We start from the raw sequence: 16,998 nt of genomic DNA on the forward strand, positions 1-16,998 counted from the left end.
CCAGCCTCCATGGTCAGCAAAGTAAGGGCCTGCAAGCCTGAATGGATTACCGCTTCGTTTTCTGCTGTTGGCCAGTCCAGAAAACGGCCCCCATCCAGGTTTTCCTTTCCTCCTGAAACCCTGGATGTAATCTGGGGAATGAGTTTTTTGAGGTAGCTTTGTTGTGCTTTCAGATAAGCCATGTCACCCTGGTGTAAATAGTAGTCTCTGTGGAGAATGATCCACCAGAGCGAATAAGAGGAGATTCCGTTCATCCATCCTGGCAGAGGAGTGGTATCCCGGGCGAAGTCGAGACTCTTCCTCACTACTTCATTGTCTCCAAAAACGCTGTTGATGGTCATTACCTCAGGATGCATATCTCCTACCCAGACCAGCCGGTCACGTTTTATCCCGTCCCACAGGTAATCCTGCATGTTGAGGTGTACGGTATAGGCTCCCGTTTCCCAGATTTTATTCAACCGTTCATCACTGGATTTGAATGATCCTAAGTAGGGGATATCCCGGTATCGCGCAATTGCCCTTACAGCTCGGAGAGGAAATTCTACCTCCTTATCCAGCAGGTCGATGCGTACAAAGCGAAAGCCCGAATTACCGATTTCAACGGTTCCCAACCAAGGTATTTCCAACGTGAAATCCCTCAGTGAGTGTTCGTTGGTGGCCGACTGCATCCCGGGGCGGCTGTTGTCGATGGCATCACTCATGGCTTCCGACACCGACTCCCCCAGGCGAACCCTGACCTTGATCGGTTTCTTTTCCCCCCTGATTGCTGCCGCGATCTCAATGCCTCCGTACAGTTCAGTACCGAAATCCAGCAAGACGGAAGCCTGTTTATCATCATCCGACCTGAGCATACACATTCCTGCACCGCTGGTTGAAAGTTGACCGTCAAAGCGGGTCAGGAGTGCTTCCGGTTTGATAACCTGCTTCCCTTCCGTATCTGATTGCCAGATGATTTTTACGGGTGTTACATAACTTCTGATAATTTCATCCTGTCGCAGGTTCTGTTTAAATTGATTCTTCAGAATATTCAGCTGAGCAGTTGTATTGGTTGCAAGAGCAACGATTAGCGATAAAGTAATTAAGATTTTTTTCATAAAAAAGTTTCAAATGTACTGTTATAATTAATGAATTGTTTGTTTATTGTATTTGAATGATGCTTCAAGCAAATCTTGCAAAGATCTAAAAAAGGATCCTCGATGGGAATGAATGTCCCATTTGTTGTTTTCAGCGGGTTTGTGAGATATTGATCCGGCTGTGAACACTGCATCCAGGTGAATCATGCGATCGAATAAAAAACGAATTCGTACCGTTGTATTGCGGATAATGATATGGGAGGTATTGTGCGATACGCCATAAGGCTGATCTTCCCGGTAATCGCGCCAATCGGACAACACGTGCGAAACGATGTGGTCTTTTGCTGTTGTGGTCAGGTAGTCGACCTACCTTTGCATTACATCGAAATATTCCACGATCAGCGAGTTGTCGCCGTAAAACTCGTAGTAGATAAACGGAAAAATAACGCTGGCGCTTCCCCATTCGGGGGAGTCCAGAAATCCGCCGTTAAAAACTACGTCTTCGGGAGCAATACTCGTCACCAGGCCGTTCGGCAACTGTGCATCGCGAATGTCCTGCATCAGAAAATCTGCTTCCTTTGCTGCCGCATTCAGGGCTTTTGTATCTTTTGTCAGGTTATAATAGGAGAGTAATCCCAGCATGCAGTATTTTCGGTCCCAAATATCCCAAGCGTTGAGATGACTATCAGGTGCATAGTTTCCTATATAACCGTCGGATGTTTGGGTGTCGATCAATCCGGCAGCAGCCCTTTTTAGGATTTCAGACAGTGTTTGAGCCGGTTTGTATTTATATGCGAGAACATCAGAGGTGAACCATTTTCCAAAAAATTCGCCTTGCCAACAACTGTGTTCGTCTCTTAAAGTAAATGGGTGAATGAGTTTTTCGATATCCTGAGCAAGTATCCTGTTGTTATACGATAAGGTAAATTTATTCCCCATATACCCCATAATTTCTGTAGAATGGGAAGCATGTAACTTGTCGGAGACAACCGGTCTGACAGGATTCTCTGCAACCATTACCTGGCTTAATAATGCTGTTATCAAAAAGAAGTATTTTATTTGCATTTTTTAGTTAAAACCATGACTTAATAACTTGGTAAGATTATCGACGGTGATGGCGTCTGATAAGCGCTGTAGATTATCTCTTTACCATAAAAATCCAATTCCCCGAACCAATATTATCTATGACAGAGAAATCCCCCTGCTTTCGATAGGAAATGGGGTTGTTGTCTTTACTTATGACCTGTTTTACCGAATAGAAGGGGAGATAGATATCCGCGGTGGTGTTGGCCGGAATGCTTACCTCGAGCCGGAATGATTGGTCCGGGTTGTTTGTAAAACTAACCTGGACATTGCCCCGGATTGTCGGGAGTTTGATTTCGGCATGTTCGAGCTTTGAGGGTTGGGGTTTGATTCTGATCTTTTTGAATCCCGGCTCAAGAGGTTCTATCCCCATCAGCTTGCGCGGAATCAGGTTTGCAGGAGCTGCTCCCCATGCATGGCTCCAGTCCTGGTTGGGTTTATATTTATTGTCCCATGCTTCCATTGTAATGGTGGAGCCGGCACGGATCATATTGTACCAGCTTCGTTCACCTGTGGAAGTAAGTAGCTGCAGCCCATATCCGGCATCATGAGCGTTATATATGCCATCGAGAAGGAACTGGGATCCATATACACTGCAAGCCATCCCTCGTGAGCGGATAAATTCCAACACACTATTGATATGTTTTTCGGAAATCAATCCGAACGCAAGAGGAAACATGTTCGCGTGAAGTGACACGTGATCAGTGCCGATGCCGTCGATATACACACCTCTCTTTTTATCAAAAAGACGTTCATTGAATGATTGTTTAAGTTGTTTAGCCCGTTCGCTGTAAAACTTTTGATCACTTGCTTTTCCCAACACTTCGGCAATACGTGCCATTAGTGTTAATGCCTTGTAGTGGAATGAATTAACCACTGTGTTGATATCGGTAAAGACAAATCCGTCGGTTTCTCCTCCTTCTTCCTTTTCCAGACCTAAAATCCCGGTATGCGGCCAGTCAACAATATCACGCAATTGTCCTTTGAAGTGTATTGATTCCAATACTTCAGGTGTTACCTTTCCGGTACGAGTACTTATGAAGCCCTCTTCGTCTGCAAGCATGGTTAATGTTTTGGCTTTTAGATCTTCATAATAATACTCTATGGATTGTCTGTTTCCGGTAAACATAAAATCTTCCCATGCCATAAGAACGGATTGAAGTATCCATTCCGTTGGCCAGGTTGGCTTTCTAATCAGATATTCGTGTGTATATCTTGCCATGCTGTATTCGCGGGCCACACAGTAATGCGACAATTGGTTTATCAGAGCATCAGCCTCATAGGGGATTCTTTCCCGATCCCCATCAATATATACACCCAGAAATGATGTGGCTTTTATGGAATATTTACTAATATCCCATATCTTATTCAATATACTATCTGAACTGTGAAAGTATGAGTCGTGCTCGTTAAAGGGATAGAAAGCTGTTTCCCTTATCACGTCTTTTTCCTCCATGGCGTGGTTATAGTTCTCAATCTCACAGTAACGAAAGGGAGTAACCTCACCAATATATTCGGGAATCAGCACTGCTTGAGATCCGGTATTTCGTTTGTCGGGACCAATAGCAATCACATAGGTATTCCACCCTTGTTGAGGCTTCACCTTATAATTTGAATAACGTAGAGAACCTCCTGGAGATCGGTCTATCCTGCCGTTTTTCATCGACTCTCCTAAATGAATATGTACACTGTCGGTGCCGGTTTTGGAGAATAGGTTGACTCGCAATCTCCCGAAAGATGCTTTCCCGAAGTCTGCAAAATAGCAGTTTTCATCCACCATTACAAGTCGGGTAGGATAATCATCCTTTTTTTGGATGGGATATCTGTCTGTGAAATAATTTGTGAGAGATTCGGCTGTCTTGAAACATGCAATGTAGGAAAAAGCAGACTCCCGATCGTGATTATCCCACGTCTTTGCCTTCCAGTAATAGATTGTGCCTGGACTAAGTTGTTTCCCCTTGTAAGGAATATTAATTGACTGTGCGCTGTTTATTTTACCTGTATCCCACAGATCTGCGGAATCACGCGCCAATAACTCTTTGTCGGATGCAACAAGTATCCGGTAGGAATTTTGTTTCGTGTTGTTTGTCCCGGAGGAGACTATCCACCCGAAGACAGGGTGAGAGGTCCTTATTTCGGTAAATTGGTAATTTTCTTTTTGTGTTATGGCATCACCAAGTATTGTTGATACGGGGTATCCGTTTAAATATACTTGTTCCGGATGTGCCAGCAAATTAACTGTTAAGCCGTATGGAGATGATTCCTCTTGGCCGCTGACTTGCAAACAAACCGATAAAAATACAATGAATAATAAAATATTTTTTCTGATGTACATGAAATTTCTATTTTACTCTTCCTGAATTTCTGTATTCCAGAGGAGTGGAGCCGACTCTTTTCTTGAAGAAAGATAAAAAATATTCATAAGAACTGAAGTTCAACTCATAAGAGATCTCTTTTATTGAAAAGTCGGTTTCTGTCAATAACTCCTTGGCCTTTTTTAATTTTAACTCCTGAAAGTATTGCGCCGGAGCATATCCGGTGTATTCTTTAAAAGCTTTTCTGAACAGAGAGTAGCTTATTCCCAGATTATTGGCGATGCCTTTGATATCTATATTTTTATGAATATTTTCGAGCATTATTACCTTTGCCCGTTCTATCTTTTGGGCTTTATCCTTTGTTTCGAAGTTTTTGTTTTGAGCTAACGACAGTATAGTCCCTAAAATATTGAAAGCAATACCAGCCAAATTTTGCTGAGCTGCCGTTTTATCTTCTTTTGCCACTTTTATGGCAGTCGAGAACAGGTTTACAAGATCTTCATTAACACCAACATCGAGAACTTGATTTGAGGGTGATATGAACCCATTCTCAACTATATTATCGATAATTCTGCCTTCAAAGCCGATATAATACTCATTCCATCCGGTATCTTTCAAAGGACAATAGGTATGCCATTGCCCAGGAAACAGAATAATAGCCTGTCCTTTGGTTATATTGACTTTTTTTGTGGCCTCTGAATTAAATGTGCCTTTGCCTTTGCTGATGTAAACAATCTGATATTCAGATAAAATGCGCCCTTTGTCGGGACTGAAATAGTAGCTTTTGGGGTGATCTGTGGATGGATACTGTGTGTGTGGAGCTATCGGTTGAAAACCAACGGTATTGATCGTAAGCCCGAATTTTTTGTCCCTTTCGCTGACCAACAGGTATTTAAAGTCGATACCGAAATCATTATATCTCATGGACTTTCTGTTTAAGTTTGCATAAATTATTGTTTAAGTGAGTAAATATACTAAAATTATTAAAACAAACCATAATGCAGCAGACTTCACTTATGATATTTTCAGTCAAAGCCGCATTATGTACATTCTATAAACCCAAGGAGGATAAAAAACACTTCAAATGAATAACATTTAAAATAAATTTGGTATCACCAGAGAAAGGATCAATATCGCCATGCCCAAAGCTAAAAAAGTGATGGCTTTTTTTCCTGCTCCTTTCCACTCCTTCAGGATAATGCCCCAGACATTGCTGAAAACCACGTTCAACGACATAAGGATACTCCATGAAAAGGCCATCATTACACCATTGGGTTCGAAGAAACTTTGTCCCATCCCCAAACCGAAAAATTGGGAGTACCAAAGTAACCCCGCCAATGCACAAAACAGAAAATTGTTTACCAAAACATTTGTTGATGAACGTTTTATTTCTCCTCCGGTTTTGTTTTTCCGGTTCATATAGAGGCAATAGATGAGATTGGTTATAAATCCACCGAGAGTGACCAATAAAGTAACCGGGTTCTGTGCAAACAGCTGCCTTGCTCCCGCAGCAATGGATGCCTCTTTTACGGGTATTCCGGCGCTTAAACCCAAGCTGAAACAGGCACTCATTATACCAGATAGCAATGCTATGAGAAGTCCTTTCTTCAGTGCAAAATCTTTGATCGCTTTCTTTCGTTCTTCTTCCGGCATATTTTTAGAACGTAAACTTCCTGCATAGCCTACCAACGCAATACCTGCCAATGTAACGGCAACAGCCAGCAGCAAGATCAATCCCTTTGGAGAGAGTAGGTCGGTTCCTGTCAATAATGCCGGTATTAGGGTTCCGAAAGCGGCACAAGTGCCCAGTGCAACCGATTGTCCGAGTGCGATTCCCAGATAGCGCATGCTCAACCCGAAAGTCAATCCTCCGATTCCCCATAGCATGCCATATCCGATTGTCTGCCACGATGCAGCCGGATTGGAGGTGTATATTTCAATCAATTCGGGCAGAGAGTTGGCAATGATTGCTCCCAAAAAAGGAAAAATCAACCATGCAAAAACTCCCTGTGTTAACCAGAAGTTTTCCCAGGACCACTCCTTGATCTTATTGATGGGGACGTATGAGCTTGATTGGCCCATACTTCCCACAGCAATAATCAGTAAACCCAAAATTATATTCATTGTTTAATTTCTTTTAGATGTTACCTGATTTTCATACTCTTGAATCTCTTTGATGTATGCATCACTTACCGGAACATCCTGTTGCAGGCAATAATAGTTATATACTGCACTCCATGGCATCGACTTCAGTTCTTCAAACCAGGCCAAACGTTCAAAATTCTTATTCCGGGTTTCCAGTTCGACTAATTTTGGGGTCGGTTCAAGAAGCGCTTGCAACATGGCTTTCTGTGTAGAGCGGATCCCTGCTACGTATGCACCTATACGATTGATAGATGCATCGAAATAGTCGAGTCCAACGTGAACACGGTTGATATGCCCTGAACGAACAATCTCTTGAGATAAAGCCAGCAGCTCATCGCTTAGAATAACCACGTGATCACTGTCCCACCGTTCAGGACGACTTACATGCAGATTTAGTTCGGGAACAAAGAGCAGCATGGAAGATATTTTATCTGAGATCACCTCGGTCGGGTGGAAGTGTCCGGCATCCAGAGTCAGCATCATGTTGTTTTTAACAGCATAGCCCATATAGAATTCGTGTGAACCCACTACATAACTCTCGCTTCCAATGCCAAAGAGCTTGCACTCGATACAATCTTTCAGATAATCGGTGCTGATTTTTTCTGCTAAAACTTCATCAAGCGACTCCTGTAAAAGTCTTCTGTGTTCGTAGCGGGAAACAGTTTTATCTTTTTCTCCGTCCGGAATCCATATATTATGAATACAGGGATCACCCTGCTGACGTCCTATCTCCGCTGCAATTTTTCTACACCGGCGTAAATGTTCTTTCCAGAATCCCCTGATCTCAGGATCAAAATCTGAAAGAGTATAACCGCTATTTGATTTCTTGTGTGAAAAAAAAGTTGAGTTAAAGTCCAGCTTTACTCCTTTTTCTTTTGCCCAATCTATCCAGCTCTGAAAATGCTTTGGTTCAATCTTATCGCGATCAACAAATTCGTTGCCAAAATCACCATATGTAGCGTGTAGGCTTATTCTGTGTTTTCCCGGGATAAGTGAAAGCACTTTTTCGAGGTCACTCCTTAACTCACTTATAGTGCGCGCTTTTCCCGGATAGTTGCCGGTAGTCTGGATACCCCCGGTCAATTCCCCGCCTGGATTTTCAAACCCCGATACATCATCAGCCTGCCAGCAATGTATCGAAATTGATTGATTGTTTAACTTTTCGATGGCATTATCAATATCCACTCCCAATGATGCATATTGTGCCTTGGCATCCTCATATGCTTTTCTGATCTGTTCTCCTTGCATGATTATTTGACATTAAATAAAATCGTTCATATCTCCTTATGAACTTTCGTATGTGTAATTATGACAACTATAATGCACAAGCAATGTGTTATACTTACTTGTATATATTGGTAACTAATACTGGTGAAACTTAAATCTCTTTATATACATTCAGATAGCTTTGATAGCTTTCATTCCATAATTCTGCCTCTGAGGGTTCAAATACTTCAAGATCTGAAGAGTTGCTGACTATGCGCCGTATCTCAGTTTTATTTTTAACCAGTCCCGCTGCCTTAGCCTGCATAAGAATGTTCCCGATAGCTGTTGCCTCCGATGGGCCAGCAACTACCGGCTTATTTATGGCATTGGCAGTAAATGAATTAAGCATGTTGTTTTTTGAGCCACCGCCAATAATATGTAGCTTCTCTATAGGGAAATTGGCCAACTCCTCAAGATTCTGTAACACCTGTTTATACCTGAATGCCAGGCTTTCGTATATGCAGCGTGCAATCTCCCCCATGGATGCCGGTACATATTGACCGGTTTGCCTGCAATACTCCTGAATAGATTCCACCATAGATGATGGGCTTGTGAAACAAGGTGAATCTGGATTGATAAAGCATTTGAAAGGTGTAGACTGTTTTGCTGCATTAACAATTTCTGGATAGGTAACAGGATCTTCTTTTTCCCATTCCTTTTTACACTGTTCAATCAACCACATGCCACAAATATTCTTTAGTAGGCGGATTGAACCGTCGGCACCTCCTTCGTTCGTGAAATTAAGTGCATAGGTCTCTTTGTTGATAACCGGTTTTTCAGATTCAATACCCATTAACGACCAGGTGCCTGAACTTAAATAGGCAAAGTGCTTATTATCTGCCGGGACAGCCAGTACTGCTGAAGCGGTATCGTGACCGGCAACAGCAATGACCGAGATATTCTGCAGCCCGGTTAAACGCTGTACAGATGATGATATCTTTCCAATCTCTGTTCCTGAGAAAACGACAGGAGCAAACCGATCTTTGGATAGTTTTACTGCTTCAAGCAGTGAAGTGTCGAATTCTTTGGAGTAGGGGTTTACCATTTGCGAAGTGGAAGCAATTGTGTATTCCGTCACCATTTCTCCTGTTAACAGATAGGACAATGCATCAGGCATAAATAGTATCTTGTCAATAACAGGGTAAATTGAAGAATTTTGTCTCAGTTGGGTGTCTAATTGAAAGAGAGTATTAAAGTCCATAATTTGTATCCCCGTCTTTCTGTACACCTCTTCTTTTGGTATTTTTGAGAAAAAATGTTCCGGTGCTCCAAAAGTATGATTGTCGCGGTAGCTGTAAGGCATCCGTAACGGCTCTCCATCCTTTCCGAAACAAACGAAATCTACTCCCCAAGTGTCGATACCAAGAGACATAATTGGTAAATGCTCAGATTCAACCTCTTGCAGCGATGTTATAATTTGTTGATACTGATGGAGAAGATCCCAATGCAAACGGCCATTCATTTCGATTATCGGATTGGGAAAACGCCTGATCTCCTTCAATTGCAGACTTTCATCCTGAATAGTTCCCAATATGGCTCTTCCGCTGCTGGCGCCAATGTCTATGGCTAAAAAAGATGTTAACTTTCCTCTGTTCATTTCGAGGTTAAATATGAAATTATTTAAATTTATTTTCACAAAAATACAGTTAACACATAATTTTCACAATAAAAAAATGATTTATTAACTGCGTTTTTTGATATTGTTTTAAAAACAAATCTGGCCAACACTATCAATAACTGTTTTAATAAGTATTACAGAAATAATATCAAAATTTATAGTATAAAAATCAATTATTAGAACGGTATCAAAGACAATTTAGATACATTTGTAAATCGTAATCAATAATAATTATTGAAAAACTGTTATATAATATATTGTCGCGAAAAACAAGCAAATTGCTATTTTTTGTAATTTTTATAGATTATAACTATCTTTGCGTCAGCATATCCCAGCATAGTATTTTTTGTAAAAGATAATCATTTATAAATGGCAACATTGATAATCATGCCCAGGCAGGGTCAATCTGTAGAAAGCTGTATCATAACAGAAATAAAAAAGAAAAAGGGTGATTCCGTTGAAAAGGGAGACATTTTGTTTTCCTACGAAACTGATAAAGCCAGCTTTGAAGAGTCGTCACCTGTCGATGGATTTGTGTTGGCCTGTTTTTACGGCGAGGGCGACGAGGTGCCCGTATTGGATAATATGATGGTTATCGGCGATTCAGGAGAAGATATATCCTCATTGCTTGCCGAAAGCCCGGCAGCGAGTTTAGATAATGAAACAGCTTCTCCCTATGGAGATATCGTTTCATCCGGATCAGCATCAGCCGGCCTTGCCATAGAGGCAGGTGATACCTTTCATTCCGCTCCTGGTTTAACCATGGAATCACCGTTGCAAGAGCCCCTTGTAAGTCCGGCAGGTGCTCATCGGGTAGAGCGGCATTACGTCACACCGCGAGCAGGAAAGCTCGCAGAACGTCATTCACTTGATGCATCCGTTCTTCAGGGTAGCGGTCCCGGTGGCCGTGTGATGGAACGTGATGTGGAGTCAGCACTGGAGAAACGCCCGAAGATGACCGCCCTTGCCAGGGAGGTGTCCTGGGAGCAGCAGGTACTTACCCCACTTTCTCCGGGTAGCGGCCTTGGCGGCAGAGTGCGTGCCTCCGATCTAAGTGCGCCGGTTGATACCCCCTACGGGGTAGATTACGAAGATAGGAAGATCTCTAATATGCGCAAGCTTATTGCCCGCTCGATGCATTCTTCGCTGCAGAACTCGGCACAGCTGACACACCATCTTGGAGCCGATGCAAGGCGTATCCTGTCTCTGCGCAAAAGAGCCAAGGCCGCCCATGAAGAAGGTCTTCTGGAAGAAAACATAACCCTGAACGACATGGTCTGCTTCGCGGTTATCAAAGCCCTGAAAAAATTCCCCAATGTGAACAGTCATTTTCTGGGAGAAAAGATTCGTTATTTCAATAAAATTCACCTCGGCCTTGCCGTTGATACCGACCGTGGTTTGATGGTGCCTGTCGTGCGCAATGCTGATGACCTGTCCCTCCCCGGCCTCTCTTTACAGCTTAAAGAGGTTGCTTCGGCCTGTCGTGGAGGTAGTGTGAATCCCGATATTCTCGCTTCCGAGTCAGGCACCTTCACCGTGTCCAACCTGGGTAACTACGGGGTAGAGATGTTTACACCGGTTATCAACCTGCCTCAGTCCGCCATTCTTGGAGTCAATACCATCGTCCCCCGTCCTAAAGATATGGGTGACGGCGTTTATGCCTTTGTCCCCTATATTGGCCTGAGCCTTACCTACGACCATCGCTCGCTTGATGGCGGTGAAGCCACCCGCTTCCTTAAGCAGATAGCTACGGAGATTGAGAATCTTGAAATTGATGTGCTGGCTTGAGAATTCGGTGATTAGCTGATTCGCTGATTTGAAGATTTGAGAATTCGATGTTAACATGTTTATATTTTAGTCGGTTTGATGCTCAATGTTTGAGGTTGATGTTTGAGGTTGATTTATTCTGAACTAGTGACCAGGGGCCAACGGCTCAATGAAATAGGCCGCTGAAAACTTGAAACCAAACAACTGAAGAGAAAAATATTTTCAACTATGATAGATTTACTGATTATTGGGGGAGGCCCGGCCGGTTATGTAGCGGCCGAAAGAGCCGGTGAAAAGGGACTAAAGGTAGTACTTTTCGAGAAAAAAGCTATAGGCGGGGTGTGCTTAAACGAGGGATGTATCCCTACCAAGACATTACTCTATAGTGCAAAGCTATACGAGAATGCATTGCATGGGGACAAGTATGGAGTCTTCGGAGATAACATCCGTTTCGACTATCAGAAGATGGTCTCCCGTAAAAAGAAGGTGGTTCGCAAATTAGTTCTAGGCGTTGAGAACAAGATGAAATTGAACCATGTTGCCGTGGTAAAGGGTGAAGCCTTTATCAAAGGGCGTTCATCATCCGGTATTGAAGTAACCTGTAACGGAGAAAGTTACATGGGTAGAAACCTTCTTGTCTGCACCGGTTCAGAGTCAGCCGTTCCTCCCATCCCCGGGTTAAGGGAGGCGGGAGATACCGTGTTGACCAACCGGGAGATACTGGAGTTGACCGAGCGCCCCGAATCGCTTGTGGTCATCGGTGGCGGGGTTATCGGTATGGAGTTCGCCAGTTTCTACAACAGCCTGGGTACAAAAGTTACCGTTATAGAGATGCTTCCTGAGATCCTGGGAGGCCTCGATTTCGAGATTTCTGCGATGCTGCGTAGCATCTACGCGAAAAAAGGAATTGACTTCCATCTCAATGCCAAAGTGGTTCAGGTTGAAGGCAACAGTGTTGTTTTCGATAAAGATGGCGAAACCCATCATGTGGAAGGGGAAAGAATACTCCTAAGCGTTGGGCGACGCCCGGTAACTCAAGGTTTTGGTCTGGAAAACCTGGGATTAGAGTTATTGCGTGGTGGTATCAAGGTAGATGAGAAGATGCGTACCAATGTACCCGGCGTGTATGCCGCGGGCGATGTTACGGGCTTTTCGTTACTTGCCCATACTGCAAGCCGCGAAGGAGAGGTTGTTGTCAACAACCTTACCGGCAGGAACGATATCATGCGCTACAATGCCATCCCCGGTGTGGTCTATACAAATCCTGAAGTAGCTGGAGTGGGGGAGACAGAGGAGTCCGCCCGGTCCAGAAATATTGCTTATAGGGTTGCAAAACTCCAGATGACATATTCCGGTCGTTTTGTAGCTGAGAACGAGGGTGGCAACGGAATTTGCAAAGTGCTTGTGGGAGAGAAGCATGGCGAGGTTATCGGGGTTCACATGTTGGGAAACCCCAGCAGTGAGATCATCTACGGCGCCTGCCTTGCAATAGAACAGGAGATGACCCTTAAAGAGATGCAGGAGGTCGTTTTCCCACATCCCACGGTCAGCGAGATCTTCAAAGAGGTCGTTTTTTCGTTTTAAATTGATACTATTTTCTGAAAAGTCTTTTTCATTACAGGCGAACCAAAATAGACTGTCCCTTCTTGCGGTCTTGACCCCTCTGGTGAAACAACAGTTATCTGATATGTTGTTTGAGTAAGTTGATCACTTATCATTTAGCTTCCGGATCGATAACGGGCCAGCCAGATGATTCGGTCCTGGGGAAACAATCAGAAATGAGCAAACAGGGTAACTGCTGAAATCAATCAGTCAAACAAACAAATAACGAGTCCACTTTAATAAGCCGTTTTGTAAAAAATAGTATTTTATTTTCAAGTGATTATGATGTGAAATCTTCTAATTTGAGACTTCTTCTAGCAGACTCAACAACTAAAAAATAAGAATATAATGCCAAAAGTACAACCCATTGATCCTTCTGAAGTCCGCAAGGCCGGCTTCGTGGAGTTTCAACCTATTGCGGTTAATCAGTATCAAAAAACCGTTAAGGATGAGTTAGCCAATTTCACACCAGGCGAGTTCATGTCAATTTACCATGACATGGTTTTGATTCGTGAGTTCGAGACCATGTTGAACCTGATAAAAACCAAGGGAGAATACAACGGTACTCAGTACAACCATCCTGGTCCGGCTCATCTGTCCGTGGGGCAGGAGTCCGCAGCCGTGGGTATGGCATGGACACTGGGAGTGGATGATTTTATTTTCGGCAGCCACCGCTCTCATGGCGAAATCCTTGCCAAGGGTATGTCAGCAATTCATAAGCTTACTGACTCGGAACTGATGAAAATCATGAAGGAGTTTTTCGGCGGTTCCGTTCTGAAAATCGTTGAGAAGGATTTCAACGGGACAACCAGGGAACTTGCGCGCCGCTTTCTGGTCTATGGTACCCTTGCCGAGATCTTTGCGCGGGAAACTGGTTTCAACAAGGGCCTTGGCGGCTCTATGCATGCCTTCTTCACACCATTCGGTGTCTATCCTAACAATGCTATCGTGGGTGGCTCCGGAGATATTGCCGTTGGTGCGGCACTCTACAAGAAGGTGAACCGCAAGCCGGGACTTGTTGTAGCCAATATCGGCGATGCATCTCTTGCGTGCGGCCCTGTCTGGGAAGGCATCACCTTTGCCGCAATGGACCAGTTCCGTGAGCTTTGGGAAGGAGATATGAATGGTGGCCTGCCGGTGATCATCAACATCATGAACAACCAGTATGGTATGGGAGGGCAGACCGATGGTGAGACTATGGGTTACGGCATTGCTGCCCGCGTGGGCGCCGGGGTGAATCCCGATCAGATGCACGCCGAACGTGTTGATGGTTACAACCCGTTGGCGGTAATCGACGCCTATAAGCGTAAACGTAAGGTAATAGAGGATAAGAGAGGGCCCGTACTGCTTGACGTGCTGACCTACCGCTTCAGTGGCCACTCCCCGTCCGATGCTTCCTCATACCGTACCAAAGAAGAGGTTGAAGCGTGGGAGTCCCATGATTGCATCCTCAGCTACGGTCGCCAGCTTATTGATGCAGGTTTGGCCTCTCAATCTGATCTTGATTCAATCCGTGTTGATATAGAAGGGCTGATGAACGGCATGTTCCTTAAAGCGATTGATGATGAAATCTCTCCAAGGATGGAGAATGCTGAAATTATTGGCGATATGATGTTCTCGAACGGTTCTGTTGATTCTTTCTCGGATGCAAAGCCAGAAGTGTTGCTGCCGATGGAGGAGAACCCGAGGGTGAAGAAGATCTCTAATAAAGAGCGTTTTGCCTTCGACTCAGAGGGGAAGCCATTCAGCAAGATGAAGCAGTTCCAGCTTCGTGACGGGATCTTCGAAGCGATAATCGACCGTTTCTATAAAGATGCATCGCTTATTGCTTACGGAGAGGAGAACCGCGACTGGGGAGGTGCTTTTGGTGTTTACGGTGGGCTCACCGAGTCTCTTCCCTATCACCGTCTTTTCAACTCGCCCATCTCCGAGGCATCTATCGTAGGTACCGCCATCGGCTATGCGATGTGCGGTGGTCGTGTAATCCCGGAGATTATGTATTGCGATTTCATTGGGCGTGCGGGTGATGAGATCTTCAACCAGCTTCCCAAGTGGCAGGCAATGAGCGGCAACGTTTTAAAGATGCCTGTTGTGGTACGTGTCTCGGTCGGTTCTAAATACGGTGCTCAGCACTCACAGGACTGGACCTCGCTTGTAGCGCATATTCCGGGCATCAAGGTTTGTTTCCCCGTGACGCCTTACGATGCCAAGGGACTTATGAACGCTGCGCTTCAGGGAACCGACCCGGTGATCTTCTTCGAGAGCCAGCGTATTTATGATATCGGAGAACAGTTTCATGAAGGGGGTGTTCCTGAGGGATATTACGAACTGCCTATCGGTGATCCGGATGTAAAGAAAGAAGGCAAAGACATTACTTTCCTTACTGTCGGCCATACGCTTTACCCCGCTTTGAAGGCGGCAGAGATACTGGAAGAGAAGTACGGGATGAGTGCCGAAGTGATTGATGCCCGCTCGCTGGTTCCTTTCAATTACGAGCACGTGATAGCATCGGTTAAGAAGACAGGTAAAATCATCGTAGCCGGTGATGCTACCACCCGAGGTTCGTTCCTGAACGATCTGGCAAGCAATATCGGGCAGCTGGCTTTCGACTGGCTGGATGCCCCTGTCTGTGTGCTGGGTTCGCGTAACTGGATAACCCCGGCACATGAACTTGAAAGTGCTTTTTTCCCCCAGCCGGGATGGTTTATCGATATTATTCATGAGCGGATACAGCCTTTCGCAGGTTATGTTGCAGGGCAAAACTTCACCAACGGGGAGATTATCAGAAGGGCGAAAAAAGGTGTTTAAGCTGAGAAATTAAAATTAATGCAATAGACTATTTATGGCCGCTTATAATGATTTATCCGCTATGAACTTTGTAAATGTAAACGTACATCTGCACACTCCTTACTCGTTTAGTGCCTTCAGCGATATAGACGATGCGCTGGATAGAGCAGTCGCAGAGAATGTGAAGGTGGTAGGTATCAACGATTTTTACACTACCGAAGGTTACGAAGAGTGGGCGGATGGTTGCCGCAAACGCGGACTTTATCCCCTATTCGGCATTGAGTTTATTAGCCTGAACGAAGAAGATCAAAAAGCAGGTTTGCGGGTGAATGATCCCGGGAATCCTGGGCGGACGTATGTCAGCGGGAAAGGCTTGGCGTGTCCGTTTCGTTTGACTGAGCCATTTGCATCGCAGTTGGCTGATGTTCGCACTAAAGCCAACAAGCAGGTGGAAGCGATGTGTGAAAAATTGAACGGAATTCTTACCGGTAAAAATGCCGGATTTATACTCGATATAGATTGGATTAAAGATAATCTTACTAAGGGTTCTGTTCGTGAACGTCATCTGGCGAAGGCCTTGCGTTTGAAAGTTTACGAAAACTGCAGTGGTAACCCAACGAGTATAAAGAACCTGCTAAAAGAGATTTTCGATGGGAAAGAGCTGAAATCGACAACCGAAAATCTTGCAGGTGTAGAGAATGAGATCCGTGCTAATCTTTTGAAATCTGGCGGCTTGGCTTTTGTTCCCGAGACTGCAGAGGCTTTTCTTCCGATGCAGACGGTTTGCAAAATCATTCTTGAGGCAGGGGGAATACCTACATATCCTTTTTTAGCGGATGATGCTCAGGGAAATTATACAGATTTTGAGCGCGACTTGGAACATGTAGCAGAACAACTGACCGAGCGTGGGTTTCATTCCGTGGAATTTATTACCACCCGAAACGATATGAACTTGCTGGAGAACTATGCTTCGTACCTTCACGACCAGGGTTTTATCGTAACCCTGGGCAGTGAACACAATTCTCCGTCAATGGAACCCATTGAACTTTTTGCCCGCAACCAGACTCCATTATCGGATAAATTGATACGGATAAACTACGAAGGGGCGTGTGTTATTGCAGCTCATCAGCATTTGGTTACCCAGGGGCTGAGTGGTTATGTGGATGAACAGGGAAACGCTGACCGCTCGAAAAGAGGTGAATTCGTGAAATTGGGAGATGAGTTAATAAGAAACAGAGTCGGAAAACAATAAAGATGAAAGAAATTCAGGATTTAATATCTATTTCGCAGTTCTATGGCAAAGATAGCCGTTTTGTGATCGCCGGAGGTGGAAATACCTCGT

General features: G+C 44.3%; 10 protein-coding genes and 1 pseudogene. 4 read left to right on the top strand and 7 right to left on the bottom strand.

The genetic code is table 11. The features are described 5' to 3' along the window. From B3B27_RS01795 to rhaB, 7 genes and pseudogenes are all read right to left on the bottom strand, one after another. Window positions 1–1,094: pseudogene (locus B3B27_RS01795) on the bottom strand (alpha-L-rhamnosidase); the annotation flags it as partial. Between the two features lie 345 nt (window positions 1,095–1,439). Next, on the bottom strand, window positions 1,440–2,138 hold the full coding sequence (locus tag B3B27_RS01800) for a beta-L-arabinofuranosidase domain-containing protein (protein WP_286833103.1): 699 nt from the start codon (window positions 2,136–2,138) through the stop codon (window positions 1,440–1,442). Between the two features lie 73 nt (window positions 2,139–2,211). Further along, window positions 2,212–4,491, bottom strand: coding sequence for an alpha-L-rhamnosidase C-terminal domain-containing protein (locus B3B27_RS01805; protein ID WP_238841564.1), 2,280 nt, complete (start codon window positions 4,489–4,491; stop codon window positions 2,212–2,214). A gap of 7 nt (window positions 4,492–4,498) precedes the next feature. After that, entirely contained in the window at window positions 4,499–5,395 is an 897-nt protein-coding gene (locus B3B27_RS01810; RefSeq protein ID WP_238841565.1) for an AraC family transcriptional regulator, read from the bottom strand. A 171-nt stretch (window positions 5,396–5,566) separates the two neighbouring features. Further along, window positions 5,567–6,595 carry an L-rhamnose/proton symporter RhaT gene (gene rhaT / locus B3B27_RS01815; protein WP_238841566.1) on the bottom strand — a complete coding sequence of 343 codons (1,029 nt, stop codon included), beginning with the start codon at window positions 6,593–6,595 and terminating at the stop codon, window positions 5,567–5,569. Window positions 6,596–6,598: 3 nt separating this feature from the next. Beyond that, window positions 6,599–7,864 (bottom strand): L-rhamnose isomerase, encoded by a 1,266-nt coding sequence (locus tag B3B27_RS01820; protein WP_286846759.1) that lies wholly within the window; start codon window positions 7,862–7,864, stop codon window positions 6,599–6,601. Window positions 7,865–7,994: 130 nt separating this feature from the next. Continuing rightward, window positions 7,995–9,479, bottom strand: a complete 1,485-nt coding sequence (rhaB, locus tag B3B27_RS01825) for a rhamnulokinase (RefSeq protein ID WP_286833109.1) — start codon at window positions 9,477–9,479, stop codon at window positions 7,995–7,997. A 390-nt stretch (window positions 9,480–9,869) separates the two neighbouring features. On the opposite strand from rhaB, the gene B3B27_RS01830 reads away from it, so the two are divergent. The 4 genes from B3B27_RS01830 to B3B27_RS01845 all read left to right on the top strand — a co-directional run bounded on the left by B3B27_RS01830 (window position 9,870) and on the right by B3B27_RS01845 (window position 16,908). After that, window positions 9,870–11,288 (top strand): dihydrolipoamide acetyltransferase family protein, encoded by a 1,419-nt coding sequence (locus tag B3B27_RS01830; protein WP_286833110.1) that lies wholly within the window; start codon window positions 9,870–9,872, stop codon window positions 11,286–11,288. Between the two features lie 207 nt (window positions 11,289–11,495). Next, on the top strand, window positions 11,496–12,851 hold the full coding sequence (gene lpdA, locus B3B27_RS01835; protein WP_238841569.1) for a dihydrolipoyl dehydrogenase: 1,356 nt from the start codon (window positions 11,496–11,498) through the stop codon (window positions 12,849–12,851). A gap of 366 nt (window positions 12,852–13,217) precedes the next feature. Further along, the gene (locus B3B27_RS01840) at window positions 13,218–15,677 is read left to right on the top strand and encodes an alpha-ketoacid dehydrogenase subunit alpha/beta (protein ID WP_286846760.1); all 2,460 of its coding nucleotides are present in this window, start codon (window positions 13,218–13,220) and stop codon (window positions 15,675–15,677) included. A gap of 61 nt (window positions 15,678–15,738) precedes the next feature. Further along, complete coding sequence (locus B3B27_RS01845) at window positions 15,739–16,908, top strand: PHP domain-containing protein (protein ID WP_238841571.1); 1,170 nt, start codon at window positions 15,739–15,741, stop codon at window positions 16,906–16,908. Window positions 16,909–16,998 lie beyond the last annotated feature (90 nt).

This window comes from Proteiniphilum sp. UBA5463, from assembly GCF_002427225.1.
Lineage (GTDB): Bacteria > Bacteroidota > Bacteroidia > Bacteroidales > Dysgonomonadaceae > Proteiniphilum > Proteiniphilum propionicum.

What these genes read in the sequence shown, in the direction of transcription:
- B3B27_RS01800 (WP_286833103.1), bottom strand. Translation starts at nt 2,138, where the DNA reads ATGCAAATAAAATACTTCTTTTTGATAACAGCATTATTAAGCCAGGTA.
- B3B27_RS01805 (WP_238841564.1), bottom strand. Translation starts at nt 4,491, where the DNA reads ATGTACATCAGAAAAAATATTTTATTATTCATTGTATTTTTATCGGTT.
- B3B27_RS01810 (WP_238841565.1), bottom strand. Translation starts at nt 5,395, where the DNA reads ATGAGATATAATGATTTCGGTATCGACTTTAAATACCTGTTGGTCAGC.
- rhaT (WP_238841566.1), bottom strand. Translation starts at nt 6,595, where the DNA reads ATGAATATAATTTTGGGTTTACTGATTATTGCTGTGGGAAGTATGGGC.
- B3B27_RS01820 (WP_286846759.1), bottom strand. Translation starts at nt 7,864, where the DNA reads ATGCAAGGAGAACAGATCAGAAAAGCATATGAGGATGCCAAGGCACAA.
- rhaB (WP_286833109.1), bottom strand. Translation starts at nt 9,479, where the DNA reads ATGAACAGAGGAAAGTTAACATCTTTTTTAGCCATAGACATTGGCGCC.
- B3B27_RS01830 (WP_286833110.1), top strand. Translation starts at nt 9,870, where the DNA reads ATGGCAACATTGATAATCATGCCCAGGCAGGGTCAATCTGTAGAAAGC.
- lpdA (WP_238841569.1), top strand. Translation starts at nt 11,496, where the DNA reads ATGATAGATTTACTGATTATTGGGGGAGGCCCGGCCGGTTATGTAGCG.
- B3B27_RS01840 (WP_286846760.1), top strand. Translation starts at nt 13,218, where the DNA reads ATGCCAAAAGTACAACCCATTGATCCTTCTGAAGTCCGCAAGGCCGGC.
- B3B27_RS01845 (WP_238841571.1), top strand. Translation starts at nt 15,739, where the DNA reads ATGAACTTTGTAAATGTAAACGTACATCTGCACACTCCTTACTCGTTT.